This is a genomic window from Plantibacter sp. Leaf1 (assembly GCF_001421315.1).
Lineage (GTDB): Bacteria > Actinomycetota > Actinomycetes > Actinomycetales > Microbacteriaceae > Plantibacter.
Genome location: NZ_LMJX01000003.1, coordinates 378,567 through 402,038, shown reverse-complemented (window position 1 = coordinate 402,038; position 23,472 = coordinate 378,567). Strand labels below are relative to the sequence as shown.

Annotated in this window: 22 protein-coding genes; 7 read left to right on the top strand and 15 right to left on the bottom strand. The window is 70.9% G+C overall.

The annotated features are described in order from the left end of the window. Nucleotides 1–14 precede the first annotated feature (14 nt). From ASE44_RS15715 to ASE44_RS15695, 5 genes are all read right to left on the bottom strand, one after another. Complete coding sequence (locus ASE44_RS15715) at nt 15–1,445, bottom strand: amidase (RefSeq protein ID WP_056781749.1); 1,431 nt, start codon at nt 1,443–1,445, stop codon at nt 15–17. A gap of 45 nt (nt 1,446–1,490) precedes the next feature. After that, nucleotides 1,491–2,072: a GNAT family N-acetyltransferase gene (locus tag ASE44_RS15710; RefSeq protein ID WP_056012546.1), complete on the bottom strand. Its 582-nt coding sequence runs from the start codon at nt 2,070–2,072 to the stop codon at nt 1,491–1,493. A gap of 65 nt (nt 2,073–2,137) precedes the next feature. Continuing rightward, entirely contained in the window at nt 2,138–2,857 is a 720-nt protein-coding gene (locus tag ASE44_RS15705; protein ID WP_056781748.1) for a uracil-DNA glycosylase, read from the bottom strand. Between the two features lie 3 nt (nt 2,858–2,860). Further along, entirely contained in the window at nt 2,861–3,592 is a 732-nt protein-coding gene (locus ASE44_RS15700) for a Type 1 glutamine amidotransferase-like domain-containing protein (RefSeq protein WP_056781747.1), read from the bottom strand. Nucleotides 3,593–3,632: 40 nt separating this feature from the next. Next, nucleotides 3,633–4,130: a phosphoribosyltransferase gene (locus tag ASE44_RS15695; protein ID WP_056012559.1), complete on the bottom strand. Its 498-nt coding sequence runs from the start codon at nt 4,128–4,130 to the stop codon at nt 3,633–3,635. Nucleotides 4,131–4,176: 46 nt separating this feature from the next. Between ASE44_RS15695 and ASE44_RS15690 the strand changes: the two genes are divergently transcribed. Then, nucleotides 4,177–5,712: an MFS transporter gene (locus tag ASE44_RS15690; RefSeq protein WP_082456147.1), complete on the top strand. Its 1,536-nt coding sequence runs from the start codon at nt 4,177–4,179 to the stop codon at nt 5,710–5,712. A 71-nt stretch (nt 5,713–5,783) separates the two neighbouring features. On the opposite strand, the gene ASE44_RS15685 is transcribed toward ASE44_RS15690, so the two are convergent. Then, nucleotides 5,784–6,560 carry an SDR family oxidoreductase gene (locus ASE44_RS15685; protein ID WP_200921129.1) on the bottom strand — a complete coding sequence of 259 codons (777 nt, stop codon included), beginning with the start codon at nt 6,558–6,560 and terminating at the stop codon, nt 5,784–5,786. 202 nt (nt 6,561–6,762) lie between these two features. Between ASE44_RS15685 and ASE44_RS15680 the strand changes: the two genes are divergently transcribed. From ASE44_RS15680 to ASE44_RS15660, 5 genes are all read left to right on the top strand, one after another. Then, a complete protein-coding gene (locus tag ASE44_RS15680) occupies nt 6,763–8,088 on the top strand; it encodes a bifunctional o-acetylhomoserine/o-acetylserine sulfhydrylase (protein ID WP_056012565.1) in 1,326 nt (441 codons plus the stop codon). 248 nt (nt 8,089–8,336) lie between these two features. Further along, a complete protein-coding gene (locus tag ASE44_RS15675) occupies nt 8,337–9,542 on the top strand; it encodes a homoserine O-acetyltransferase (RefSeq protein ID WP_056781745.1) in 1,206 nt (401 codons plus the stop codon). Between the two features lie 80 nt (nt 9,543–9,622). Then, complete coding sequence (locus tag ASE44_RS15670) at nt 9,623–10,789, top strand: sensor histidine kinase (protein ID WP_056781744.1); 1,167 nt, start codon at nt 9,623–9,625, stop codon at nt 10,787–10,789. Then, on the top strand, nt 10,786–12,018 hold the full coding sequence (locus tag ASE44_RS15665) for a hypothetical protein (RefSeq protein WP_056781742.1): 1,233 nt from the start codon (nt 10,786–10,788) through the stop codon (nt 12,016–12,018). The genes ASE44_RS15670 and ASE44_RS15665 overlap by 4 nt, the downstream gene beginning before the upstream one ends. After that, a complete protein-coding gene (locus ASE44_RS15660) occupies nt 12,015–12,665 on the top strand; it encodes a response regulator transcription factor (RefSeq protein ID WP_056012577.1) in 651 nt (216 codons plus the stop codon). The genes ASE44_RS15665 and ASE44_RS15660 overlap by 4 nt, the downstream gene beginning before the upstream one ends. 61 nt (nt 12,666–12,726) lie before the next feature. Here the strand turns inward: ASE44_RS15660 and ASE44_RS15655 are convergent, their stop codons facing one another. The 7 genes from ASE44_RS15655 to ASE44_RS15625 all read right to left on the bottom strand — a co-directional run bounded on the left by ASE44_RS15655 (nt 12,727) and on the right by ASE44_RS15625 (nt 19,786). Beyond that, on the bottom strand, nt 12,727–14,028 hold the full coding sequence (locus ASE44_RS15655) for an MFS transporter (protein ID WP_157580026.1): 1,302 nt from the start codon (nt 14,026–14,028) through the stop codon (nt 12,727–12,729). 75 nt (nt 14,029–14,103) lie between these two features. Then, the gene (locus ASE44_RS15650; protein WP_056781741.1) at nt 14,104–14,412 is read right to left on the bottom strand and encodes a thiamine-binding protein; all 309 of its coding nucleotides are present in this window, start codon (nt 14,410–14,412) and stop codon (nt 14,104–14,106) included. Nucleotides 14,413–14,415: 3 nt separating this feature from the next. Beyond that, on the bottom strand, nt 14,416–15,651 hold the full coding sequence (locus ASE44_RS15645; RefSeq protein WP_082456146.1) for a glycosyltransferase 87 family protein: 1,236 nt from the start codon (nt 15,649–15,651) through the stop codon (nt 14,416–14,418). A 90-nt stretch (nt 15,652–15,741) separates the two neighbouring features. Then, nucleotides 15,742–17,283 carry an FAD-dependent oxidoreductase gene (locus ASE44_RS15640; RefSeq protein WP_056781739.1) on the bottom strand — a complete coding sequence of 514 codons (1,542 nt, stop codon included), beginning with the start codon at nt 17,281–17,283 and terminating at the stop codon, nt 15,742–15,744. Between the two features lie 57 nt (nt 17,284–17,340). Continuing rightward, nucleotides 17,341–18,228 (bottom strand): FAD:protein FMN transferase, encoded by an 888-nt coding sequence (locus ASE44_RS15635; protein WP_056781737.1) that lies wholly within the window; start codon nt 18,226–18,228, stop codon nt 17,341–17,343. Nucleotides 18,229–18,248: 20 nt separating this feature from the next. Beyond that, entirely contained in the window at nt 18,249–18,776 is a 528-nt protein-coding gene (locus tag ASE44_RS15630) for an FMN-binding protein (RefSeq protein ID WP_157580024.1), read from the bottom strand. Between the two features lie 146 nt (nt 18,777–18,922). Then, nucleotides 18,923–19,786, bottom strand: coding sequence for an ADP/ATP-dependent (S)-NAD(P)H-hydrate dehydratase (locus ASE44_RS15625; RefSeq protein WP_056781736.1), 864 nt, complete (start codon nt 19,784–19,786; stop codon nt 18,923–18,925). A gap of 103 nt (nt 19,787–19,889) precedes the next feature. Between ASE44_RS15625 and ASE44_RS15620 the strand changes: the two genes are divergently transcribed. Beyond that, on the top strand, nt 19,890–20,966 hold the full coding sequence (locus ASE44_RS15620) for an NADH:flavin oxidoreductase/NADH oxidase (RefSeq protein WP_056781734.1): 1,077 nt from the start codon (nt 19,890–19,892) through the stop codon (nt 20,964–20,966). 75 nt (nt 20,967–21,041) lie between these two features. Here the strand turns inward: ASE44_RS15620 and ASE44_RS15615 are convergent, their stop codons facing one another. Both ASE44_RS15615 and ASE44_RS15610 read right to left on the bottom strand, forming a co-directional pair. Continuing rightward, a complete protein-coding gene (locus tag ASE44_RS15615) occupies nt 21,042–22,091 on the bottom strand; it encodes a hemolysin family protein (RefSeq protein WP_056012595.1) in 1,050 nt (349 codons plus the stop codon). Then, on the bottom strand, nt 22,088–23,407 hold the full coding sequence (locus ASE44_RS15610; RefSeq protein WP_056012599.1) for a hemolysin family protein: 1,320 nt from the start codon (nt 23,405–23,407) through the stop codon (nt 22,088–22,090). The genes ASE44_RS15615 and ASE44_RS15610 overlap by 4 nt, the downstream gene beginning before the upstream one ends. Nucleotides 23,408–23,472: the final 65 nt, after the last annotated feature.

The window sequence follows — 23,472 nt, the reverse complement described above, 5'->3', positions numbered from 1 at the left end:
GTCGCCCGGCCGGTTCAGCTCGCGATGGGCGGGACCCGGTCCTGCCAGCGCAGTCGGCGCTCCAGCTGGGCGCCGAGGGCGAGGAGGGTGGTCTCGCCGCCGGGACGGCCGATCAGCTGGACGCCCATCGGCAGCCCATCGGCCGTCTGGTGCACCGGGAGGGTGATGGCCGGGAGGCCGGTCGCGTTCACGAACGAGGTGTGCGGGGCGTAGCGCACCTGCTGCTCGAAGTTCAGCTCGGGCGACGCCGCGTCGTACCAGCCGATCGGTCGCGGTGTCTGCGCGAGCGCGGGGGTGATGATCGCGTCGAACGGGGCGAACTGGGCGAGGACGCTGCGCTCGAACCGGTGGAGGCTGGCGAGCGTCTCCATGAGCCGTGTGGCCGGCAGCGCCCGACCCCGTTCGACGAGCGACCTCGTGATGGGCTCGAGGAGCGCCAGCTCCGCTTCGGAGGAGGCCGGGACACCGGCGGCGGAGGCCTGCCAGATCGTCGTGAAGTCGGCCGGGTAGCGTTCGGCGTCGCGGAGGGCGAGCTCGTCGATGCCGTGGCCCATCGCGGTGAAGGCATCGACCGCGACACCGACCGCTGCCCGGGCCTCCGGATCGTAGGCCAGCTCGTAGGCGCTGTCCCACGGGGACCCGTCGAGGACCGCCAGTTGGAACCGTCCCTCACCGCGGATGGCATGGCCGAGCAGCGGACCGTCGTCGGCGTCGGGCGCACGGAGGGTGAAGTGGTGGTCGATCCGGCCGTGGACGCGTTCGATCATCGCGTCGAGGAGGAGCGCGGCATCGGCGACGGTCCGGGCGATCGGGCCGGGGACCACGAGTCCGGCGAGCCGGTCGACGCCGGACCCGGCCGGGACGAGTCCCCTGGTCGGTTTCAGGCCGACGAGCCCGCAGGCGGCAGCCGGGATGCGGACGGACCCGCCTCCATCCGAGCCCGGCGCGAACGGCAGCAGTCGGGCGGCGACGGCAGCGGCGGCTCCACCGCTCGAACCGGCGGCCCCGCGGTCGAGGGCCCACGGGTTGCGCGTCGGCTCGGCGCCGATCGGCTCCGTGTAGCCGTAGAGTCCGAACTCCGGCGTCGCGGTCTTGCCGAGACTCACCGCACCGGCGCGATCGAGCACGGAGACCAGCTCGTCGTCACTCGTCGCGACGAACTCAGCGGTGAGCCGGGACCCGAAGCGGACGGGCTGCCCCGCGCGGGACACGAGGTCCTTGTCGCCGATCGGTAGTCCCCAGAGCGGTGCGGTCCTCGACAGCTGTTCGACCGCCTCCACCCGCCCGGCGAGCGATCCGGCGGCGACCGAGGTGAACGCCCCGATCGCGTCGTCGAGCCGTTCGATGCGATCGAGGTAGTGCCGTGCCAACTCCGTCGGTGACACCTCGTCGCGTTGCAACGCCTGCCACTGCTCGAGCGCCGTCAGCTCGTGGAGTTCCGCCATGGGATCAGCCTAGGCCGCGACCCCGGTCTCGGAGCCGCCCTCTGGTCAGCGCTTGAGTGACTTCTGCAGGAGGACCGTGCCGATCCACCGGTCGAACTTGAACCCGACGCGGCCCATGCGCCCCACCTCGGTGAAGCCGAACTTCTCGTGGAGCTTGATCGACGCCTCGGCGCCCTTGTCGGCGATCACCGCGAGCATCTCCTTGAGGCCCGCGGCCTTCGCCCGCTCGATGAGTTCGCCGAGGAGGTCGGTGCCGAGCCCCTTGCCCGTCGCCGCCGCTCCGAGGTAGATCGAACTCTCCACCGTGAACCGGTACGCGCGCTTCTGTTTCCACGGCGCGCACAGGGCGTACCCGAGGATCTGTCCGGTCGGGTTGACCGCGACGATGAACGGCAGCTGGAGCCGCTGGAGGTAGGCGAACTTGGAACGCCACTCCGCGAGCGTCATCGCGTCCTCGTCGAAGGTCACCATGCTGTTGGCGACGTAGTGGTTGTAGATCGCACGGATGTCGGGCAGGTCGGCCGCGGTCGCGTCCCGCATGGTGAAGGCGAACGGCGTCTCCGGCGTCGGCGGCTTCCGCAGGTGCGGTGGCAGTCGGCGCTTCGGCTCGTACTCCTCTTCCAGCATCCCCCCAGCCTAGCCAGGGGGCGCGGCCACGGACAGGCCTTGCGGCCCGCGCGGTGGCGGGCTGCTCAGTCGAGGGACCAGTCGATGGGGTCCGCCCCGCGCGAGGCGAGGAAGTCGTTCGTGCGGCTGAACGGTCTCGATCCGAAGAACCCGCGCGAGGCGGAGAGCGGACTCGGGTGGGCGGAGACGATCACGTGGCGGTCCGGGTCGTCCGGGGACGCGAGGAGCGGGGCCAACCGTTCGGCGTCCTTCCCCCAGAGGATGGACACGAGCGGCACAGGACGCGCGGCGAGCGCGCGGATGGCCTGCTCGGTGATCGCCTCCCAGCCTCGCCGGCGGTGGGAACCGGCGGCACCGGCTTCGACCGTGAGGACGCGGTTGAGGAGCATGACGCCCTGTCCGGTCCAGGCGCTGAGGTCGCCGTGCTCCGGGGTCGGGACGCCGAGGTCGTCGCGGAGTTCGCGATGGATGTTCACGAGACTGCGCGGCAGCGGGCGCACCCCGCGGTCCGCGGCGAACGACAGCCCGATCGGGTGACCGGGCGTCGGGTACGGGTCCTGGCCGACGATGAGGACGCGGACCGCGGTGAACGGGGTCCGGAAGGCCCGCAGAACGAGCTCCGGTGCCGGGAGCCAGGGGGTTCCTGCAGCCGTCTCCGAAGCGAGCCAGGCATCGATCCCGGCCAGGCGGTCGGTGACCGGTTCGAGCGCTGCCGCCCAACCGTCGTCGATCAGTCCGGCCGCGGCGAGTTCCGCCGGGCTCCCACCCAGCACACCGTCCGTCATCGCCTACTGCTGCTGCTCGGCGCCGATCGTGCGCACGACCACACCGTGCTCGGCGGTGAAGACCTGCCACACGCTGCCGCCGCCCAGCACGGTCAACGCACCCTGCCCGACCACGAGGGCCGTGTTCTCGTCGATCGCGACGCCGCCGTCGACGACCCCGGCCTCGGTCGCGGCCACGAGGCGCCCGAGGGTGCCCCACTGCGCGGCGTGCGCCTCGACCGCGATGTCCACGAGCCCCAGGCCATCGCCGATGGTGACCTCGTCGAGTTCCTCGGACGCGGCCTCCGGGCTCACCGGGACCTCGCCGACACGCCACCCACCGATGATCGCGTGCTCGGCGGCGATCATCGCGCCGGCCGAGATGCCGAGGTAGGGCAGGCCGGCGGCGACCAAGCGACGGATGTCCGTCGCGACGGGAGCCACGGCCTCCGCGTAGGCGGACGGCAAGCCGCCGCCGACGATGACGCCGTCGACCTCGGCGAGCTGCGCCTGCGCGACGACGCCGCCCTCGCGGACCACGACACGCACGGCCTCGATCTCACCAGCGCGGGCCACGGCGCGCTCCAGCGCAGCGGACTGCTCGAGCCCGTCCCCGTCGTGGACGACGACGATCGCGATCCGCGGGGCGAGCCGGCCGGCGACGACCGCGAGGGCGGCCGCCTCGGCGATGAACGCTGCGTAGACGGTCGACTCGGTCTCTGGGGCGGCCGGACCGCCGAGGAGGAAAACACTCACCCTGCGACCCTACCCGGCGCCCGGGCTGCGAGGGGTCCGGTCAGGCCGTGATCGTCGGCAGGGTCGACCAGGGGAAGGAGATCCACCGGTCGACGCGCTTCCACACGTAGTCCGGGCGCAGCACCGTCTGCGGCTTCTCGTACAGGGTGACCGTCCGCACCTCCGCCCCGCTGGCCTGCATGAGTTCCAGCACCATCGCGAGGGTGCGTCCGGAGTCCGAGACGTCGTCCACGAGGAGCACGCGGCTGCCAGGCAGTCCGGCCATGTCCAGCAGCGGGGGCAGGACGACGGGCTCCGGAAGCCTGGCGTCGACGCCGGTGTAGAACTCCACGTTCAACGCGCCGCACGCCTTGACGTCGAGGGCGTAGGCGATGGCACCGGCCAGGAGGAGGCCACCGCGGGCGATGGCGACGACCGAGTCGGGCCGGAACCCGCTCGCGACGATCTGGCTGGACAGCTCACGGGACGCGTCACCGAACGTGGGCCAGTCGAGGACCTCTCGCTCCGGGGACGCTGCGCTGGGGTTCTCGGTCGACATCCTCCAACGCTATCCTGCCGGACCGGGCGCCTGTACCATCCCCCTCATGACGCGAGATCGGCAGGCCAACGGGGCGGCGGCCGGCGGGTGGCGGACGTCCCTCCGCGGTTCGACGGCGGGCATCACGGCGGGACTCATCGGCTGGTTGTTCCTCGTCGAGATCACGAGCGGGGTACTGCAGGGGTACTACGTGCCGCTCATCCCCGACCTCGTCCGGCACCTCGGGGTCGTCGACGCGGACTTCAACTGGTTCGAGGCCGCCCAGCTGCTGCTGTCGGCGCTCGTGGTCCCGATCCTCGCCAAGCTCGGCGACCTGTACGGGCACAAGCGGATCCTGCTCGTCTCGACGGTCCTGACGGCCGGCGCGAGCTGGTGGCTCGTCGTCGCCGGCGACTTCTGGTCCTTCCTCGCAGCGTGGGCGCTCCAGGGGTTCTACGTCGTGTGGCTGCCCCTCGAGATCGCGCTGATCTTCGAACGCGGCCGGCGTTCCGGCACCGGGGCCTCGCAGACCCGTCGGGCCGCGGGCCTCCTCGTCGTCGCGCTCGAAGCGGGTGCCATCATCGGTGCGTTGTCCGGTGGGCGCATCCTCACGGCCCTCGGTGGTGACATCGCCGTCACGCTCATGCTCCCGGCCGTCGCCGTCACCCTCGTCTTCTTCGCCATCCTCTTCGGCGTCCCGGAGTCGGAACCGCTGCCCGGCAGGACGCTGGACCTCGCCGGCTTCGTGCTGCTCAGCCTCGCGCTCCTGCTCATCACCTCCGGCCTCACCTTCCTGCGGCTCAATGGTCCGGAGACCTGGTGGGTCTGGGCGCTCATCGGCGTCGGCGTGCTCGCGTTCCTCCCCTTCGGCCGCCACGAGCTCCGGCAAGCCGACCCGGCGATCGACCTCCGCGTCCTCCGGCAGCCCACCATGTGGCCGGTGCAGCTGACCGCCGGTCTGATCGGGATCAGCCTGCTCGGCGCCCAGGCTCCGCTCAGCACCTACGCCGGCACGCCGCGCGAGAACGGCTACGGCCTCGGACTCGACGCGGGCGACATCTCCACCCTGATCGGCGCGTACCTGATCTCGATGATCGTCGGCGCACTGCTGTTCCCCCTCGTGTCACGCTGGGCGTCGCCACGGATCGCGCTCATCGTCGCGGCGACGCTCGTCGCCGTCGGATACCTGCTGTTCCTGCCGTTCCACCTCGAGACCTGGCAGGTCTTCCTCAACATGGGGATCGCCGGACTCGGCTCGGGCGCGCTCGTGGGAGCCATGCCTGCCGCGGCAGCAGCCGCAGCGCCACGCGGCCAGACAGGTGTCGCCGCCGCGTTGACGAACACGACGAAGACGATCGGCGGGTCGTTCGCGTCGGCCGTCTTCGGTGTCGTCCTCGTGGCCGGCGCCGCCCAGGCGGTGACCGCGGGGGCGTCCAGCCTCTCCGGCTACCTGACGGTCTGGGCGATCTGCGGTGTCGGCGCGCTGGTCGCCGCCGTCCTGCTCTGCTTCGTGCCGAAGCTGGCCTTCGCCGACGCGGCTCCCGTCGACGCGGCCCTGATGCCGAGCGCCGATCGGGCCGTCGAGCGCCCGACAGGGCTCTGAGCGCCCCACCGGTCCCTGAGCGCCCCCTCGGTCCCTGAGCGCCCCGTCGGTCCCTGAGCCTGTCGAAGGGCCTACTCCGCGACGCGCAACGGCCCCTTCGCCAGACGGTACGGGGCCGCCTGCGCGACCGGCTTGATCGTGATGTGGTCGAGGTTCACGTGGGGTGGCAGCGAGGTCGCGTGGACGATCGCCTCGGCGACGTCGTCGGCCGACAGCGGGTCGGGTACGTCCTCGTAGACGGCGTCGGCGCGCTCCTGGTCGCCGCCGAACCGGACGAGCGAGAACTCCTCCGTGTGCACCATGCCCGGGGCCACCTCGATCACGCGGATGGGTTCACCGTTGAGCTCCAGGCGGAGCACCTCGAAGAGGGCGCGCTCGGCGAACTTCGCGGCGTTGTACCCGCCGCCGCCGACGTACGCGACGTGTCCGGCGATCGACGTCACGCCGACGATGGTCGCCGCGCCGCCGTCGGGGATGCTCCGGCGGAGGATCGGCAGGAGCGCCTGCACGACCCGCTTCGTCCCGAGCACGTTGATGTCGTACATGCGCGCCCAGTCGTCGACGTCACCGTCCTCGACAGAGGCCAGGCCGAAGGCACCGCCCGCGTTGTTGACGAGGGCGTGCGCCCCACCGAGCCCCTCGACCCGGGCCGCGAGGGCGTCGACGTCGGCCTGGACGGTCAGGTCAGCGACGACGGCCGTGCCGCCGATGTCGGCGACGAGCGTCTCGAGGCGGTCGGCCCGGCGGGCCACCGCGACCACGTCCCAGCCTTCGGCCGCGAAGCGTCTCGCCGTCGCCTCACCGATCCCCGAACTCGCACCGGTCACCACCACACGTCTCGTCGTCATGCTTCCAGGGTAGCCACGCGCCGAGGGCGTTACGTCGTGTTTCCGCGCGGTTGGCCCGTCCAGGCGGGGCCGGTAGCCTCGGGTTCACGACGGACCACCGTCCTGGGACGCCCCGACGACATGGATGTCGGACCGAGCGGCCGACCGGCGGCATTCGACACCCGAGCAGCACCGACCACCCGAGCAGAGGGGACCATCCATCATGAGCGATGCCACGAACGACTGGAAGTTCGAGACGAAGCAGATCCACTCGGGAGCCGCGCCCGATCCCGTCACGAAGGCCAGGGCGACGCCGATCTACCAGACCACGAGCTACGTGTTCGACAACGCCGACCACGCGAAGAACCTCTTCGCGCTCGCCGAGTTCGGCAACATCTACACGCGTATCCAGAACCCGACGCAGGCCGTCGTCGAGGAGCGCCTCACTGCGCTCGAGGGCGGATCGGGTGCGCTCCTCCTCGCGTCCGGTCAGGCCGCCGAGGCGTCCGCCGTGCTGAACATCGCGCAGGCGGGCGACCACATCGTGTCGTCCTCCTCGATCTACGGCGGTACGTACAACCTCTTCAAGTACACGCTCGCGAAGCTCGGCATCGAGACCACCTTCGTCGAGAACCAGGACGACGCCGAGGAGTGGCGTCGCGCCGTGCGTCCGAACACGAAGCTGTTCTTCGCGGAGACCATCGGCAACCCGAAGATCAACATCCTGGACATCCGTCTCGTCGCCGACGTCGCGCACGCGGCCGGTGTGCCGCTCATCGTCGACAACACGATCGCGACGCCCTACCTCATCCGCCCCTTCGAGCACGGGGCGGACATCATCGTCCACTCGGCCACGAAGTTCCTCGGCGGCCACGGCACGGTCATCGGCGGGGTCATCGTCGACGGCGGCACCTTCTCGTGGACCGGCCACGCGGAGCGGTTCCCGGGCCTCACGACGCCGGACCCCTCGTACCACGGGGCCGTCTACACGGACGCCGTCGGAGACGCCCTCGCCTACATCATCAAGGCCCGCGTACAGTTGCTGCGCGACCTCGGTGCGGCCATCGCCCCGGCGAGCGCCTGGCAGCTCATCCAGGGCATCGAGACGCTCAGTCTGCGGATCGAGCGTCACGTGCAGAACGCCCAGCACGTCGCCGAGTGGCTCGACGCGCACCCCGACATCGCGAGCGTCAACTACTCGGGGCTGCCGTCGAGCCCCTGGTACGCCACCGCCAACCGGTACGCCCCGAAGGGGGTCGGCGCCGTGCTGTCCTTCGAGCTGAAGGGCGGCGTCGACGCCGGTCGCGCGTTCGTGAACTCGCTGAAGTTGTTCTCGCACCTCGCGAACATCGGCGACGTCCGTTCGCTCGTCATCCACCCGGCGTCGACGACGCACTCGCAGCTGTCGCCCGAGCAGCAGCTCACGGCCGGGGTCACGCCGGGTCTCGTGCGCCTCTCCGTGGGGCTCGAGAACATCGACGACATCACGGCGGACCTCCAGGCCGGTCTGACCGCCGCGAAGCAGGTCGTCGAGGCTGCCCGGGTCTGATCCCGTCCGGGGTGTGCCAGCGCGATGCGCTGACGCGAGCGCACCCCACCACCGCGAGCGCGGGTCTCCAGAGACCCGCGCTCGCGTCGTTCACGAGGCGCTCGCGCCGGTTCCGGGTCGCTCGGGCCGAGACAGAAGCGCCGAGGCCGACGGGCGTGCGCTCGCGTCAGCGCACCGCGCCGACCACCACCGAACCGGTGACGTAACACGGCCGGTCGGCGCGCCAGGGCACGCCACAATGGAGACCTATGGACTGGCAGATCCCGGAAGACAGTGTGCCCTCCCGCTTCGTGACCGAAGCCGAGGTCGGCGCCCTGCTCGCGAACCCGCCCTCGAGCGGCGCGTGGCGGGACGGCGACCGCCCGGGCGACCGGTTGTTCGCGCCGCTCGGCCGCCTCGACTTCGAGCACGGCGGCAGCATCCCGCACGCCAGGCTGGCCTACGAGACCTGGGGCACCCTCGACGACGACGGCGGGAACGCGGTCCTCGTGCTCCACGCCCTCACGGGCGACAGCCACGTGCTCGGCTCCGCAGGCAACGGGCACGCGACGGCCGGTTGGTGGGCCGGCGTCGTCGGCCCCGGCCTCGCCGTCGACACGGACCGCTGGTTCGTCGTCGCACCGAACATGATCGGCGGTTGCCAGGGCAGCACCGGCCCCTCGTCCTTCGCCCCCGACGGCGTCGAGTGGGGTTCCCGGTTCCCGTACACCTCCGTCCGCGACCAGGTGGAGGCGCAGCACCGGCTCCTCGGACACCTCGGCCTCGACCGGTGGGCCGCCGTCATCGGTGGGTCGATGGGCGGCATGCACGCCCTCGAGTGGGCCGTCACCCATCCGGACCTCGTCGAGCGCCTCGCCGTGATCGCGGCTCCCCCGGTGACGACGGCCGACCAGATCTCCTTGAACTTCGTCCAGCTCGAGGCGGTGCGGACCGACCCGAACTTCCAGGGCGGCGACTACTACGACGCGCCCGACGGCGACGGTCCGCACCGCGGGCTCGCCCTCGCCCGTCGCATGGCGCTGCTCAACTACCGCAGTCCGGGTGAGTTGAACGCGCGGTTCGAGCGCAGCTGGCAGTCGAGCGTCAGCCCGCTCGGCCGGGGCGGACGCTTCGCCGTGGAGTCCTACCTCGACTTCCACGGCAACAAGTTCACGCGTCGGTTCGACGCCGGAAGCTATGTGACGCTCGTCGAGGCGATGAACTCGCACGACGTCGGGCGCGACCGCGGTGGGGTCGGGGCCGCGTTGCGCGGCTATCCGGGGCCGTCGCTCGTCCTCGGGATCGACAGCGACCGGCTCTTCCCGGTCAGCGGGCAGGAGGAGATCGCCCTGCACCTCTCGGGCAACCTCGACGGCACCCGACCGGCGGTCTTGCGGTCCGATTTCGGACACGACGGATTCCTCATCGAGAACGCGTTGGTCGGCCCGCACCTGCGCCGACTCCTGGACGTCTGAGGGCGGCCGCCCGGCCGCCCAACAGTCGTTCCGTTGCGCGTGCGTCACCCGATAAGGTGACTCCTCAGAGGAGCGTGAGCATGGAACGCGAGGCGAGGACCAAGCGACGTCTACTGCGGCGCACGACCCGCTTGTTCGGGCTCTCCGGATGTGTCACCGCCGCCATGATCCTCAGTGTCCCCGGGGTCGTGTCCGGAGGCCGATACGCCGCCGTGCTCCTCCTCGTCGGCGCGCTCGCCGTCACGCACATCGCCGCGGAGCAGTACGACAGTCCCCGCTGGCTCGCCCTGGTCTTCCTCGCCGGCGTCGTCGCGGTGGTCGTCGTCGGCCTGTCCGACGGCGGCACCGGCAGCGTCGGTCAGGCGGGCGCCATCGCCGCCATCGCCTCCCTCGGGATGGGGGCGATCGCCGCGAGACTCGTGCCGTTCCGCCGCGCCTGGCCGTTGCTGCTCGGGGCGTTCCTCCTGACCGCCGTCGCGATCGTCGTCGTCACCGGGGCGACCAACCTCACGATCCCCACGATCGGTCTCACTGCGGCCGTGTGGGTGACGATCGGAGCGTTCGGCGGATGGCTCGACTCGAGCGTGCCCCGACTCATCCGCCGCGTCGACAACATCGGCAGCGCCTACAACGCGGAGCGGCTCGCGAGCCAGGCCGAGTCGCAACGACGGCAGGACGCCCGGCTCCTCCACGACACCGCGCTCGCGACCCTGACGCTCCTCGCCCACTCCGGGCGGGGCGTCGACGCCACCGCCCTCCGTTCGCAGGCGCGCAACGACGCGCACCTGCTCCGGAGCCTCCGGCTCGGCGAGGAGCTCAGTCCCGTCTCCTCCGGCACCTACATCCTGCAACGCAGTGCCGATTTCACCCTCGACGAGGGCATCGAAGCCGTGACGGACCGCTTCGCCGGACTCGGGCTCACCGTCAACGTCTACGGCGGTGGCCAGGCGAAGCTCGACCCCCGGGTACGCGAAGCCTTCCTCCTCGCGCTCGGCGAATGCCTCGAGAACGTGCGACGCCATTCCGGCGTGGATTCGGCCGACGTCACCGTCTCCATCGACGAGCAGACGGCCAGGCTCCTCATCACGGACGCCGGGAGCGGGTTCGATCCGACAGCGGTGCCGGATGGTCACCTCGGCGTCGCTGAGTCGGTCGTCGCGCGCATCCAGGAGGTCGGCGGTCAGGCGCGCGTGTTCTCCGCACCGGGCGCCGGCACGACCGTGATCCTGGAGGTCCCACAGGCATGAGCATCGACCGCCTCGCCGCCGCCTCCGGGCCGACCCGTCGGTATCGGCATCGACGCGCCCTGGACCACCAACGGTCGTCGCTCGGGACGAGACAGCTGGGGATCGGGCTGTCGGTGTCCGGTCTCATCCTCGTCGCCTACGCGGCGATCCGGTTCCTCGAGTCGTTCTGGCACTATCCACGGCCGCTGCTCACCGTGGTGGCCTGGCTGCTCCTCGCCGGCGCGGTCGCGTCCACCTTCCTCCTGCTCCGCCGTTCCGCGTTCCACCTCTCGGACCGGTTGTTCGTCGCGCTGCTGATCGAGCTGGTGGTGGTCGCCACCCTCGACCTGGCGAGTGTGTGGAGCCGCGACGCCATCGGGGTGTATCCGACGGCCGCCGCGGCCGTCGGTGGCGTGCTCCTCGCCGTCGTGACCCTCCGGCCCGCGCGCGACGTCGCCGCAGCGACGGTGGTGCTCGGGCTCCTCCTCGTCGGGTCCATCCTCACCATCACGCGGACGCAGAGCCCGACGCTCGGGGCGGAGCTGATCTTCGCCGCGATCGCCGTCGTCCCACCGCTCATCGCGTGCGCGATCGTCGCCCAGTACCGTCGGATCGTCCGCCTCGAACTCGACCGGGTGATGGTCGCCTCCACCGTCGCGAGTGTCCGCGACGCCCTCGGGTTCTTCGACTCCGAGGAACTCGTCGCGCTCGACCTCGAGGCCGAGGAGTTGTTCGACGGGGTCGCCGACGGCTCCGTCGACCTGCCGCTCAGTCCCGAGCTCGCCGCCCGCGCCTCGCGCCTCGCCACGGAGCTCCGGCGCCACCTCATGTCGGAGGGCAAGGAGACCTGGCTCGAGCACGCGTTCCAGGAGTCCTCCGTGCTGTCCGAGCGCGCGACCCTGCGCGATCCCGAACGCCTGGCGACGTATCTCGCAACGGATCAGCGGGATGGCCTGCTCTCTGCAGTATGGTTGCTCCTCGGGGAAGCAGACGCGCAGACTGCCACAGCTGTGCTGACGCTCGGGCCGGTCGACCGCTCCGAACGACAGGGCCGTCCGGGAGCACTCACCCTCCCGATCGTCCTCGAAGCGAGCGGGGTGCAGCGCGCCAAGGTGGATCCCGCGGTTTGGGAAGCACTCGGACGAGTGGGCTCCTCTTCGGACACGTACCAGAAATCCCGCATCAGGATCGACGTCGACAGCACCGTCGACAATCCCGCTGCAGGCCAGCGGAAAGGGGAACGTCAATGACGTCACAGGAGTCACGGATCAGGGTCGGCATCGTCGATGACCACCGGATGCTGCTCGGCGCGCTCACCGAATGGATCAGGAGCGTCGCCGACGACATCGAGCTCGTCGTCGTCACGCCCTCGTGGCCGGAACTCCTGACGCACCCGGCCTTCCCCGTCGACGTCCTCCTGCTCGACGTCGACCTCAAGGACAACGTCCCGGTGGCCGTGAAGCTCGCGACGCTGAAGACCACCGGGGTCACCACCGTCCTCATGAGCACGTACAGCGACCCGGCCGTGGTGCGCGAGGCCCTGGCGGCCGGCGCGCTCGGCTATCTCGCGAAGAGCGAGGACGCGGAGACCATCGTGCACGCGCTCCGCGCGGCATCCCGTGGCGAGTCGTACATCTCCCCTGAGCTCGACCTCGCGCTCGCGAGCGGCGCGTCCGGGACGGGACCCCGCCTCAGCGCGCAGGAGCGTCGGGTCATGGCCCTGTACGCCGCCGGTGAGCCGGTGAAGATGGTGGCCGAGAGCCTCGGGATCTCCGACGAGACGGCGAAGAGCTACCTCAAGCGCATCCGTGAGAAGTACCGCAACGCGGGTATCGACGTCGGCACGAAGGTCGCGCTGCGGAAGCGCGCGATCCTCGACGGCATCATCGTCGACTAGCCGCTCCGATCACGGCCCAGGCGCCCCTTCCCCGATGGCGGGAGGGGCGCCTGTTCCGTCTTCAGACGGGGATTGGCGCCGTCGGCGGGTTGCGGTCCGCGACGCGTCGGTCCTCGGTCTCGTTCGCCCTGGCGAGCTCGCGTGCGAGCTGACGTCGCTCCACCCGGAAGCTCGTGATCACGATCACCAAGCCGACGCCCGTCAGCACGACACCCGTCCACACCGGGGCGAGGTAGCCGAGGCCGCCGGCGATGACGAGCCCGCCGAGGAAGGCCCCGAGGGCGTTCCCGATGTTGAGGGCGGAGTGGTTGAGCGCCGCGGCGAGCGACTGGCTGTCGCCGGCGACGTCCATGAGTCTCGTCTGGATGGCCGGTCCGAGCCCCTGCGAGGCGAAGCCGACGGCGAAGACGAACAGGAACATGGTCGGCGTCCATGACGCGGTGAGCGCGAGCGCGGTCAGCACGACGATCATGAGGCTGAAGAACACGATGAGCGCCCGCTTCACGCCGCGATCGGCGAGGTGTCCGCCCACGAGGTTGCCGATCGTCATGCCGACACCCATCGTCGCCAGGGCCCACGGCACGAGTGATGCGGACTCACCAGCCACCTCCGTCACGAGCGGGGCGAGGTAGCTGTAGACGGCGAAGAGTCCACCGAACCCGATGGATCCGAAGCCGAGCACGAACCACACCTGGCTCCGCCGGAACACCCGGAGCTCCCGTCGCATCGTCTGCTGCGGGTTCCCTGCCTGGACGGGCACGGCGAACCAGATGGTGACCGTCGCGAGCGCGAAGATCGCGGTGACGATGAGGTAGGCGGACCGCCAGCCGAACTCCTGGCCGACCCAGGTGGCGAACGGCACGCCGATCACGTTGGCGATCGTCAGGCCGGTCATGACGAGCGCGACGCCCTTGCCGCGCTTGCCCGGTCCCATGAGACTCGCGGCCACGAGCGCCGCCATCCCGAAGTAGGCGCCGTGCGGGAGCGCCGCGACGAAGCGGGCCAGCAGGACGAGGCCGAAGCTCGGCAGCAGCGCGGACGCGAGGGTGCCGACGGTGAACGCGACGCCGAGCCAGAGGAGCACGGTCTTGCGGCGGTAGCGGGCGACGAGTGCGGCGATCGTCGGGGCTCCGACGACCACACCGAGCGCGTAGGCGGTGATCAGCCAGGCGGCCTGGGCGTTCGCCTGCTCCTGGCTGCGCGCGGCGAGCTCCGGGAGGAGGTCGGTGGCGATGTTCGGCAGCAGCCCCATCGCGACGAACTCGGTGGTACCGATGCCGAAGGCACCCACGGCGAGCGCGAGGATGGCAAGACGAATGCGGGTCGGCGACAGCTGCGTCGACCCGTCCATGATGGTGGGCATGGATCGAGTGTACGCGAATCCTCGAATCGATTCGAGTCCCATCCGCGGACGAGCGGTGGAGGCACCCCGCAGGGATCAGCCGTCGTTGTGGAGCGCGGCGTCGAGCCGATCGAGCTTGGCCGTCAATTCACCCGTGTAGCCGGGCCGGATGTCGGCCTTCAGGACGAGGGAGACGCGGCTCCCGTAGGCGCCGACCGCTTCGGTGGCCTCCTTGATGACGGCGAACACCTCGTCCCACTCCCCCTCGATCGTCGTGAACATCGAGTCGGTCCGGTTCGGCAGTCCCGACTCACGGACGATCCGGACGGCCGCTGCGACGGCGTCGTGGACGGAGCCGTCCGACTTGCCGGTGCCGCTGGGTGCGACGGAGAAGGCGACGAGCATGGGTCACTCCTTGAGGGTTCGAGCATGGACACGGACGGCATCCGAAGACGACACCGCGTCGTCCTCGGGGTGGGCGGGGGCGAAGAGCGCGTGGACGGCCCACCCGGCGAGGACCAGGTAGGCGAGGTTGCGGACGGTCAGCACCGTCACGAGCACCGGATCGACGTTCAACAGCCACAGGTACAGGTACGGGTACACCAGCTGTGTGAGCGCCGCGATCACCAGGGTGATCACCGCCGGTACGATGAAGCGCCGACGCTGGAGCACGAGCCCGAGGATCACCGGTGCCGCCAACCACATCGCGAACTGCGGCGACCCGACCTTGTTGAAGACGATGAGCGTGAGGACGAACAGGAGCGCGAGCGGCGCCAGCACGGTCACGAGGGGCCGCCCGGTCCGGACGGTGAGGACACCCAGCAGCACCACACCCGCGACGGCGATCGCGAGCAACGGCGTCATGACGGCGATCGCGGTGTCGACGCCGGGACCGGTCACCTGGAAGGTCAGGATGTCGCGGTCGTAGTAGACGAAGCTCTGCGGGACGCGCAGCACGGCAAGCCAGAGGTAGGCGTTCCCGATGAGGGACTCGATCTGCAGGCCACGACCGGTCTGCTCCGTCACGAAGCTCACCGCGTTCGCGCCGCCGAGGAGCAGCCCCACCCCGAGCACGACCGCCGAGGTCGCCGCGGCGGCGGCCACCACCCGTCCGCGGTGCCGGTGGGCCAGGACGATCGCGCCGACGAGCGCCGCCGGCCAGATCTTCATCCAGGCGGCGATCGTGAGGAGGACCGCGGCGACGCGCGGGCGTCCGGCGACCCAGAGGAGTCCGACGATCGCGATCGGCACGGTCACCGAGTCGATCCGTGCGAGGGCGATCGGTCCGAGCAGCAGCAGGAACGCGAGCCACCACCCCGCCGCGATCAGCCGCGGGCGCGAGTGACCGTTGCCGAGCAGCACCGCGAAGGCGCCGGCGTTCAACACACTCACCATGAGGAGCCACCCGACGCCGTACCAGGCGCTGCCGAGCAGGAGCGGGATCAGCATCGGCACGATCGCGAGGATCGGATAGACCCAGGGTGCGTCGACGGCGGGGATGGGGCCGCCGGAGGTCGCCTGCTCCACCCACGGGCGGTACACGAGGACGACGTCGCCGAGCGGGAGCCCCTCGGCCACGAGGCAGAGCCAGCCGACGAGGAGATGCACGAAGCCGAACCCGCACCAGAGGACCCAACGCCGCATCACGTGGACCATCCTAGGCTCGCGCAAGGCGTCGGGGCCGATCCGCCACTCGCGCGGCGGTCGACCCCGACGGGTGCGGCCTGGTGCCGATCAATACCCGCTGAAGGCGTCGGTGTGGACCCGGCCCACGCCGATGCCGCGCAATGCGGGCTTCAGGGCGTCGACCATGGCCGGGGGTCCGGAGATGAAGACGTCGCGGGAGGCCAGGTCAGGGACGGCCTCCGCGAGGCGCTCGTGATCGAGTCGGCCTGGGCCGAGGGCGCGCCAACCCGCGGGCAGCGCGGCGTCCGCCGGCGGCCCGACCACGAGCACCGGTGTCCCCCAGGTCTCAAGCTCTGCGGCGTAGGCGAGCTCCTGCGGATCGGACACGACGTAGACGAGGACGATGTCGCGCTTCTCGGCTCGCAGATGCAGCCGGGACAACTGGCTGGCGAACGGCGTGATCCCGATCCCGGCGGCGATCAGCAGGACGGGCTTGGCCGGATCCTTCGGCAGGACGAAGTCGCCCCACACCCCGGTGGCCGAGAGGCTCGCGCCGACGGGCAGTGCGCTCAGCGCCCGCTTGAAGCTGCTGGCCCGCTCCGGGACCCGCATCGCCACGCGGATCGTCCGATCGTCGTCGGGCGGGGACGAGATGCTGAACATGCGCCGCGAACCTCTGACGTCCGCGCCGCGGTGCGGCAGCGACAGCTCGAGGTACTGGCCGGCCGCGAAGGGCACCGGCCGCTTCGAGCTGAACCGGTACTCGACCGCCGTCGGGGTGAGCGTGCGCGTCCCCTCGAGCGTCAGCCGCATCCCGCGGCGACGGGCGACGGCGAACGCGAGCACGTTGCCCACAATGAGCGCGAGTTCCGGGGTCGACGCCACCTGACCGAGCATGAACGGGATGGAGAACAGCACCGCGACGATCGCGGCCTCGCCGAGCTGCTGCCAGCGCCGGGGCGGCAGGGTCAGCGGCTCGGTCAGCATGAACGCGGCGAGGAAGAGGATCGGGTAGGACGTGAGCGGGGCGAGCAGCGCAGGTACGACCTCCTGACCGCCGACGACGAGTCGGACGGTCACGAGCGCCCAGGAGAGCACGATGAAGACGAGCGCCATCGTGAGTCGCTTGGTGCGGACGAGGACGAGGCCGCCGAGGACGACCACCGCGGGCAGCAGCCACGGGTTGGCGACCCACCAGACCGACGGCGACACCCCGGGGAGGACGACGTAGCTCGCGATGACGCTCGACACGAGGGCGGCGAGGGCGGCCGGGTTGAAGACGTGCCGGCCGCGGATCGCGAGCAGGTACTTCGACGCGGACCCGACCGTCGCCGCCAGCGCGATCCAGGCCAGCGCGGCCGGATCGCTCGTCGGCCACAGGATGAAGAACAGCAGGAGTGAGGTGATGATCGACGACTCGCTGTGCGGGCGCACCTGGAACAGGGCGCCGAACAGCCGGTTCGTCAGGTACCCGACGACGAGCAGCGTGGCCAGCGTCGCGAGCAGTTCGAGCGGTTTGTAGAACACCTGGCCGAACAGGGACAGCACGAACGCGTAGATCGCGAGGGTGCCGAGCGAGAGCGTCACGAGGCGGTACATGGTGACCCGTCCGAGGACGGTGTCGAAGAAGTAGCCGATGCGGCCGTTCATGTGCGGTCTGCTTTCTGGATGATGGTGGCACCGGGGTGGGACCCGACGGTGCGCGACTCAGGTGAAGAGCTCGCCGGGGAAGCCGGCGGACCGATCCGTGAGGCCGCTGGTGAACATGCGGACGCTCTCGCAGGCGAAGGCTCCGCTGAGCGACTCGTGATCGGTGAAGAACAGGGCGGTGGCGAGGCCGTCGGCGACCATCGCCTGCCCGGCGGTGACCCACGTCGCCGCCACCGTCGCCGTCGGTTCGCCCGTCCGGCCGTCGATGACGTGGTGGAGGCCCTCGCCCCAGGCGCGACGGTTGACGGCTGACGCGCAGAGGGCGCCGGACTCGATCGTCGCGACCCCGATGGCCTTCCGCGGGTCGTAGGGGTGCTCGAGCGCGATCCGGAGCGGTTCCGGGGCGCCGCTCCCGTGCTCGTGTCGCAGGTCGCCCGAGGCGTCGATGGTGAAGGCCTCGTGCCCGTGCTCGACGAGGACGTCGGCGACGAGGTCGACGAGTCGGCCCTTGCCCGCCGCACCGATGTCGATCACCAGCGGGCGGTCCGTCTCGAGCACCTCGCCGTCCCACCGGGCCACGTCGTCCCAGGCCGGCGCGGCGAGCGCCGGCCCCTGCGGGACGAGCGTGTACGCGGCGTCGTACCCGAGCCGTTCGAGGGACGCCCCGATGAACGGGGTCATGGCGCCACCGGTGACATCGTGCAGGCGGCGGTAGGTGTCGAACAGGGCGATCGCGTCATCCCTGGCGTCGTCCGGGAAGGCCGTCGAGACGGGGCCCTGGGCGAACCGGGCGACGAACGCGTCGCTCCGGAACCGCGACCAGGTGCGGTCGAAGCGGTCGATGCGTGAGGCGACGGCCTCGGCGGTGTCCGGCTCGAGTGGCAGTACGGTGTCGAGTTCCCAGCCGGTGCCGATCGCGTCGAAGCGCAGCGTCGTCTCGCTCATCGTCCGGCCGACCTGGCGGCTCAGCCCTTCGCTTCGGTCTTGATCGTGTCGATGGCGGCGTTGAACCCGCCGCTCGTGAGCGAGGAGCCGGCGACCTTGGAGACCTTGAGGCCGTCGATGTCCTTACCGACGACCTCGCCGGCGATGCCGGAGATGAACTCGGCCTGGTACCGCTTGCTGTTCGCGCTCTCGGCGTGCGAGACGACGTCGACGGCGGTGACCTTGTCCTCGGCGAGCGTCACCGTCACCGTGATCGACTCGGTGCCGTTCGGCGACTGGTAGCTGCCGTCGGCGGTGTAGGAGCCGTCCTTGTAGTCGGTGGAGCCGGTCCCCGTCGCCGCGCCGGCGTCGCTGGTGGCTTCCGGGGTGGACGAGCTCTTGGCGTCCGGCGTGGTGGTCGTGGTCGTGCTCCCGGCGTCGGCTGCCGAGCATCCGGCCAGGCTGCCGATGAGGGTGAGACCGGTGAGCGCCGCGAACGTCGTCTTCTTCGCGGCCACGGAGAGCCGTGGCGTCCGTGCGGGGAGCTGGGTGGTGGTGGGGTTGCGCATCGTTCAATCTCCTCGGGCGATGTGGAGGCCGGGTGCCGGCCGCCGCGGCGAGGTCCCTGCCGCGGTGGCTTCAGTGTCCTGAGCTTCCCTATGGGCGAGCTATGAGCGTTCTGGGAGTTGTCCGCCGTCTGTCGGTTGAAACGCGCTCAGGAGAGGAGACCGTGCACGACGCCGCGGACGGCCTGGGACACGTCCAGCGCGGCGAGCGGGCCGTCGACGGCGGCCGCATCCCCGGCGGCGGCGTGGATCAGCACCCCGCTCGCGGCGATGCTCGCGAGCGAGGCCGGGTCGGCGAGGACGCGCTCCGCGTTGGTGGCCACCAGTGCCCCGATGATCCCGGCCAGCGCATCCCCGGTGCCGGCGGTCGCGAGCCAGGGCGATCCTCCGGCGACGGTGATCGCCTCGCCGTCGGGCGACACGACATGGGTGGTCCCGCCTTTCAGCACCACGACGATGCCGAGTCGAGCCGCGACGTCCGCGGCGTACGGCACCGGTTCAGCGCGGATCGCCTCGACATCGGCCGGACTCCCGAGGCCACTCAGCATGGTCGCCAGCTCCCCGACGTGCGGCGTCGCGACGATGCGCCACGACTCGTCGACCCCGAACGCACGTTGGTGGGCCCCGGCCGTGACGCGACGGAGGGATCCAGCGTCGGCGACGACCGGTTCACCGCCGTGCAGGGCGGCGTCGAGGAGCGCGCTCTCCGCGCGGGTGAGCTTGCCGGGGTCCATGCCGGAGCCGATGAGCCAGGCCTGGACCCGGCCCTCCGCCGTCACGACCTCCGGCCGTCGCTGCAGCACGAGCTCGGTCGGGCGGTCCGCGCCGAGGTAGCGGACCATGCCGACGCCGGTGCGGATCGCCGCCTCGACACCGATGACGGCTGCGCCCGGGTAGTGGTCGGATCCGGTCACGATCCCGAGCACGCCTCGGGAGTACTTGTCCGATTCGGCGTCGGGCACGGCGATCCAGTGACGTGCGTCGGCAGGGGTCCAGTGTCGGGGTTCGGCCATGCCTTCACCCTAGCCAGTCACCGCCGACCGGGACGGGAATCGCAGCGGCCCCCGCGACGTTGCGCCAGAGGCGACACCCTGTCGCCCGTCCCAGAGGAGTTCCGTGCCCGCACTGTTCGATCCGATCACCATCCGCGACCGCAGCATCCCCAACCGCCTGTGGGTCGCCCCGATGTGCCAGTACAGCGTGACCGCCGAGGACGGCGTCCCGACCGATTGGCACCTCATGCACCTCGGCCAGTTCGCTGCGGGCGGCTTCGGGCTCGTCATCTCCGAGGCGGCGGCCGTCAGCCCGGAGGGACGGATCACCCCGCAGGACGCCGGGATCTGGAACGACGAGCAGCGCGACGCCTGGCGCCGCATCACCGCGTTCATCGTCGAACAGGGCGCCGTCCCCGGCATCCAGCTCGCGCACGCCGGCCGGAAGGCCTCCACCTTCGCCCCGTGGGGCACCGACGGCACGGGCAGCGTCCCGCTCGACCAGGGTGGGTGGCCGACGGTGGCCCCGTCAGCCGAGGCCTTCCCGGGATACGACGTCCCCGCCGCGCTCGATGAGGCAGGCATCGATCGCGTCGTCGACGACTTCCGCGCTGCAGCGGTCCGATCCGTCGACGCCGGCTTCCAGGTCGTGGAACTGCACGCCGCACACGGGTACCTCCTCCACCAGTTCCTCTCCCCGCTCGTCAACCACCGCGAGGACGCCTACGGCGGGTCGCTCGAGGGTCGCGCCAGACTCCTGCTCCGCGTCGTCGAGGCCGTGCGTGCCGTGCTGCCCGACGGCATGCCGCTGTTCATCCGGTTCTCCGCGACGGACTGGGTGGACGACGGCTGGGACGAGCATCAGACCGCGACCGTCGCCGCCTGGTGCGCGGAGCGGGGTGCGGACTTCTTCGACATCTCCACCGGCGGTGCCGTCGGTGGCGTCCGGATCCCGCTCTCCCCCGGGTACCAGGTGCCGTTCGCGGCGCACATCGGTTCCACCGGTGTCGACACCAGCGCGGTCGGACTCATCACCGACGCCCAGCAGGCGGCGGCCATTGTCGCCGACGGCCAGGCGGAGGCGGTCATGGTCGCGCGCGAAGCCCTGCGCGACCCGCACTTCGCGCTGCGCGCGGCCTCGGAGCTCGGTGTGGACGTCGCCTGGCCCGGCCAGTACGAACGGGCGAAGCCGCGCGGCTGACCACGCGGTCCACGCGAGGACGGCCCGCACGCGATCGCGTGCGGGCCGTCTTGTCTGTTGCGTGGGCGATGCCGGTCAGCGGCGCCTCGTGGCGTCCTGCACCTCGCCGACCAGTTCCTCGATGATGTCCTCGAGGAAGAGCACACCGGTCGTGGCGCCGGCCTCGTCGAACACCCGCGCCACGTGGGCGCCGGACCGACGCATGGTCGTGAGGGCGTCCTCGACGTCCGATCCCTCGAACACCGACACGAGCTGACGGATGTGCTTCGCCGGTACCGGGCGCTCTTCGTCGCCGGTGCCGTCGAGGTCGTCGTACCGCAGCACGTCCTTGAGGTGGAGGTAGCCGATCGGGACCGACTCCTCGTCCACGATGACGTACCGCGAGTACCCGTACTTCGCGACGGCGCGCTCGACGTCCGAGGGGGTGGCCTCCTCCGTCAGGGTGATGAGGCTCGTGAGTGGAAGGGCCACGTCGTGGACCTTCTTCTCGGTGAACTCGAACGCGGCGACGAGCGCACCGGTGGCGTCCGTGAGCACGCCCTCGCGCGTCGACTGGTCGACGATCGTCGCGACCTCGTCGAGTGTGAAGGCGCTGGCCGCCTCGTTCTTCGGCTCGACCCGGAACAACCGGAGGACGGCGTTCGCGATCGCGTTGAGCGAGACGATGATCGGTCGGAAGACCCGCGCGACGAACACGAGCGGCGGTGCGAGCAGCAGCACCGCGCGGTCGGGGATCGAGAAGGAGAGGTTCTTCGGGACCATCTCGCCGAAGACGACGTGCAGGTACGACACGAGCAGCAGCGCGATGACGAACGCCACCGTGCCGATGGTCTCCTCCGGCCAACCGGTGAGCGCGAGCGGCACCTCGAGGAGGTGGTGGATCGCGGGCTCCGAGACGTTCAGGATGAGGAGCGAACAGACGGTGATGCCCAGCTGGCTCGTCGCCAGCATGAGCGTCGCGTGCTCCATGGCCCAGAGGGCGGTCTTGGCGCTCCGGCTGCCCTGCTCCGCGAGCGGTTCGATCTGCGAACGTCGTGCGGAGATGACCGCGAACTCGGCGCCGACGAAGAAGGCGTTCGCGAGCAGCAGCACGACGAGCCAGGCGATTCCTGCCCAGTCGCTCATGCGTCACCACCTTCCTCCGTGGGGACGGGTCTCGGGGTGAATCGGATCCGATCGATGCGGCGGCCGTCGAGTCGTTCGACGCGGAGGGTGCCGTCCTCGAGCTCGATGACGTCGCCGGAGACGGCGAGGCGTCCGAGCTCACTCATGACGAAGCCGGCCACGGTCTCGTACGGACCGTCCTCCGGCACGCGCACACCGGCGCGCTCGAGGAGTTCGTCGGGACGGAGGCTGCCGGGGAAGGTGGTGGAGTCCCGTCCGCGGACGACGCCGGCGCGCGACCGGTCGTGCTCGTCGGCGACCTCACCGACGAGCTCCTCGACGAGGTCCTCGAGCGTGGTGACGCCGGCCGTGCCGCCGTACTCGTCGACGACGACGGCCATCTGGTAGCCGCGCCCGCGCAGTTGCGAGAGCAGGACGTCGAGCTTCATCGTCTCGGGGACGCGGAGCGCCGGCGACTGCAGCGCCGAGACCGGCACCTGACCACGCCGGTCGCGGGGCACCGCGATGGCCTGTTTGACGTGCACGACACCGGTGATGTCGTCGGCGTCGGCGTCGGTCACCGGGAAGCGGGAGTGCCCGGTCGCCCGTGCAAGCGCGAGCACCGCCTGAGCGGGCTCCCCCCGCTGGATCGAGGCGACGCGGGGGCGCGGCGTCATGACGTCGGAGGCGTCGAGGTTGGAGAAGCGGAGCGTGCGGTTCAGGAGGGTCGCGGTGTCGGCCTCGAGGGTGCCCTCGAGCGCGGAACGGCGCACGAGCGAGGAGAGCTCTTCGGCCGTCCGAGCTCCGGACAGCTCCTCCTTGGGCTCGATGCCCACCGACCGCAGGAGCCCGTTGGCGCTGCCGTTCAGCACGACGATGGCCGGCTTGAACACCCAGGTGAACGCGGTCTGGAACGGCACGACGAACTTGGCCGTCTGCCGTGGCAGTGCGAGCGCGAAGTTCTTCGGGACGAGCTCCCCGACGATCATGCTGAGCAGCGTGGCCACGGTGATGGCGACGATCGTCGCGACGACGGCCACGACGGCCTCGGGGATGCCGAGCGCTCCGAGCGGACCGGCGAGCATCGAGGAGAGCGCCGGCTCCATCGTGTACCCGGTGAGGAGCGTGGTGAGGGTGATGCCGAGCTGCGCGCTCGACAGGTGCGTCGACGTGATCTTGAGCGCCGCGATCGTCATCGTCAGGCGGCTCTCACCGCGATCGCGGCGAGCCTCGAGGTCCGCGCGGTCGAGGTTCACGAGGGCGAACTCGGAGGCGACGAAGAAGCCGGTGCCGATCGTCAGGACGAGGCCGACACCGAGCATGATCCACTCAGACATGCCGGTCCTGTCCGAGCTGGCCGGTCGACGCCGGACGGAGGGAACGGCCGCCGGATCGAGCCGAC

What these genes read in the sequence shown, in the direction of transcription:
- ASE44_RS15655 (WP_157580026.1), bottom strand. Translation starts at nt 14,028, where the DNA reads ATGCCCACCATCATGGACGGGTCGACGCAGCTGTCGCCGACCCGCATT.
- ASE44_RS15635 (WP_056781737.1), bottom strand. Translation starts at nt 18,228, where the DNA reads ATGAGCGAGACGACGCTGCGCTTCGACGCGATCGGCACCGGCTGGGAA.
- ASE44_RS15645 (WP_082456146.1), bottom strand. Translation starts at nt 15,651, where the DNA reads ATGCGGCGTTGGGTCCTCTGGTGCGGGTTCGGCTTCGTGCATCTCCTC.
- ASE44_RS15640 (WP_056781739.1), bottom strand. Translation starts at nt 17,283, where the DNA reads ATGAACGGCCGCATCGGCTACTTCTTCGACACCGTCCTCGGACGGGTC.
- ASE44_RS15705 (WP_056781748.1), bottom strand. Translation starts at nt 2,857, where the DNA reads ATGACGGACGGTGTGCTGGGTGGGAGCCCGGCGGAACTCGCCGCGGCC.
- ASE44_RS15690 (WP_082456147.1), top strand. Translation starts at nt 4,177, where the DNA reads ATGACGCGAGATCGGCAGGCCAACGGGGCGGCGGCCGGCGGGTGGCGG.
- ASE44_RS15665 (WP_056781742.1), top strand. Translation starts at nt 10,786, where the DNA reads ATGAGCATCGACCGCCTCGCCGCCGCCTCCGGGCCGACCCGTCGGTAT.
- ASE44_RS15650 (WP_056781741.1), bottom strand. Translation starts at nt 14,412, where the DNA reads ATGCTCGTCGCCTTCTCCGTCGCACCCAGCGGCACCGGCAAGTCGGAC.
- ASE44_RS15630 (WP_157580024.1), bottom strand. Translation starts at nt 18,776, where the DNA reads ATGCGCAACCCCACCACCACCCAGCTCCCCGCACGGACGCCACGGCTC.
- ASE44_RS15685 (WP_200921129.1), bottom strand. Translation starts at nt 6,560, where the DNA reads ATGACGACGAGACGTGTGGTGGTGACCGGTGCGAGTTCGGGGATCGGT.
- ASE44_RS15660 (WP_056012577.1), top strand. Translation starts at nt 12,015, where the DNA reads ATGACGTCACAGGAGTCACGGATCAGGGTCGGCATCGTCGATGACCAC.
- ASE44_RS15710 (WP_056012546.1), bottom strand. Translation starts at nt 2,072, where the DNA reads ATGCTGGAAGAGGAGTACGAGCCGAAGCGCCGACTGCCACCGCACCTG.
- ASE44_RS15670 (WP_056781744.1), top strand. Translation starts at nt 9,623, where the DNA reads ATGGAACGCGAGGCGAGGACCAAGCGACGTCTACTGCGGCGCACGACC.
- ASE44_RS15610 (WP_056012599.1), bottom strand. Translation starts at nt 23,407, where the DNA reads ATGTCTGAGTGGATCATGCTCGGTGTCGGCCTCGTCCTGACGATCGGC.
- ASE44_RS15625 (WP_056781736.1), bottom strand. Translation starts at nt 19,786, where the DNA reads ATGGCCGAACCCCGACACTGGACCCCTGCCGACGCACGTCACTGGATC.
- ASE44_RS15675 (WP_056781745.1), top strand. Translation starts at nt 8,337, where the DNA reads ATGGACTGGCAGATCCCGGAAGACAGTGTGCCCTCCCGCTTCGTGACC.
- ASE44_RS15615 (WP_056012595.1), bottom strand. Translation starts at nt 22,091, where the DNA reads ATGAGCGACTGGGCAGGAATCGCCTGGCTCGTCGTGCTGCTGCTCGCG.
- ASE44_RS15695 (WP_056012559.1), bottom strand. Translation starts at nt 4,130, where the DNA reads ATGTCGACCGAGAACCCCAGCGCAGCGTCCCCGGAGCGAGAGGTCCTC.
- ASE44_RS15715 (WP_056781749.1), bottom strand. Translation starts at nt 1,445, where the DNA reads ATGGCGGAACTCCACGAGCTGACGGCGCTCGAGCAGTGGCAGGCGTTG.
- ASE44_RS15680 (WP_056012565.1), top strand. Translation starts at nt 6,763, where the DNA reads ATGAGCGATGCCACGAACGACTGGAAGTTCGAGACGAAGCAGATCCAC.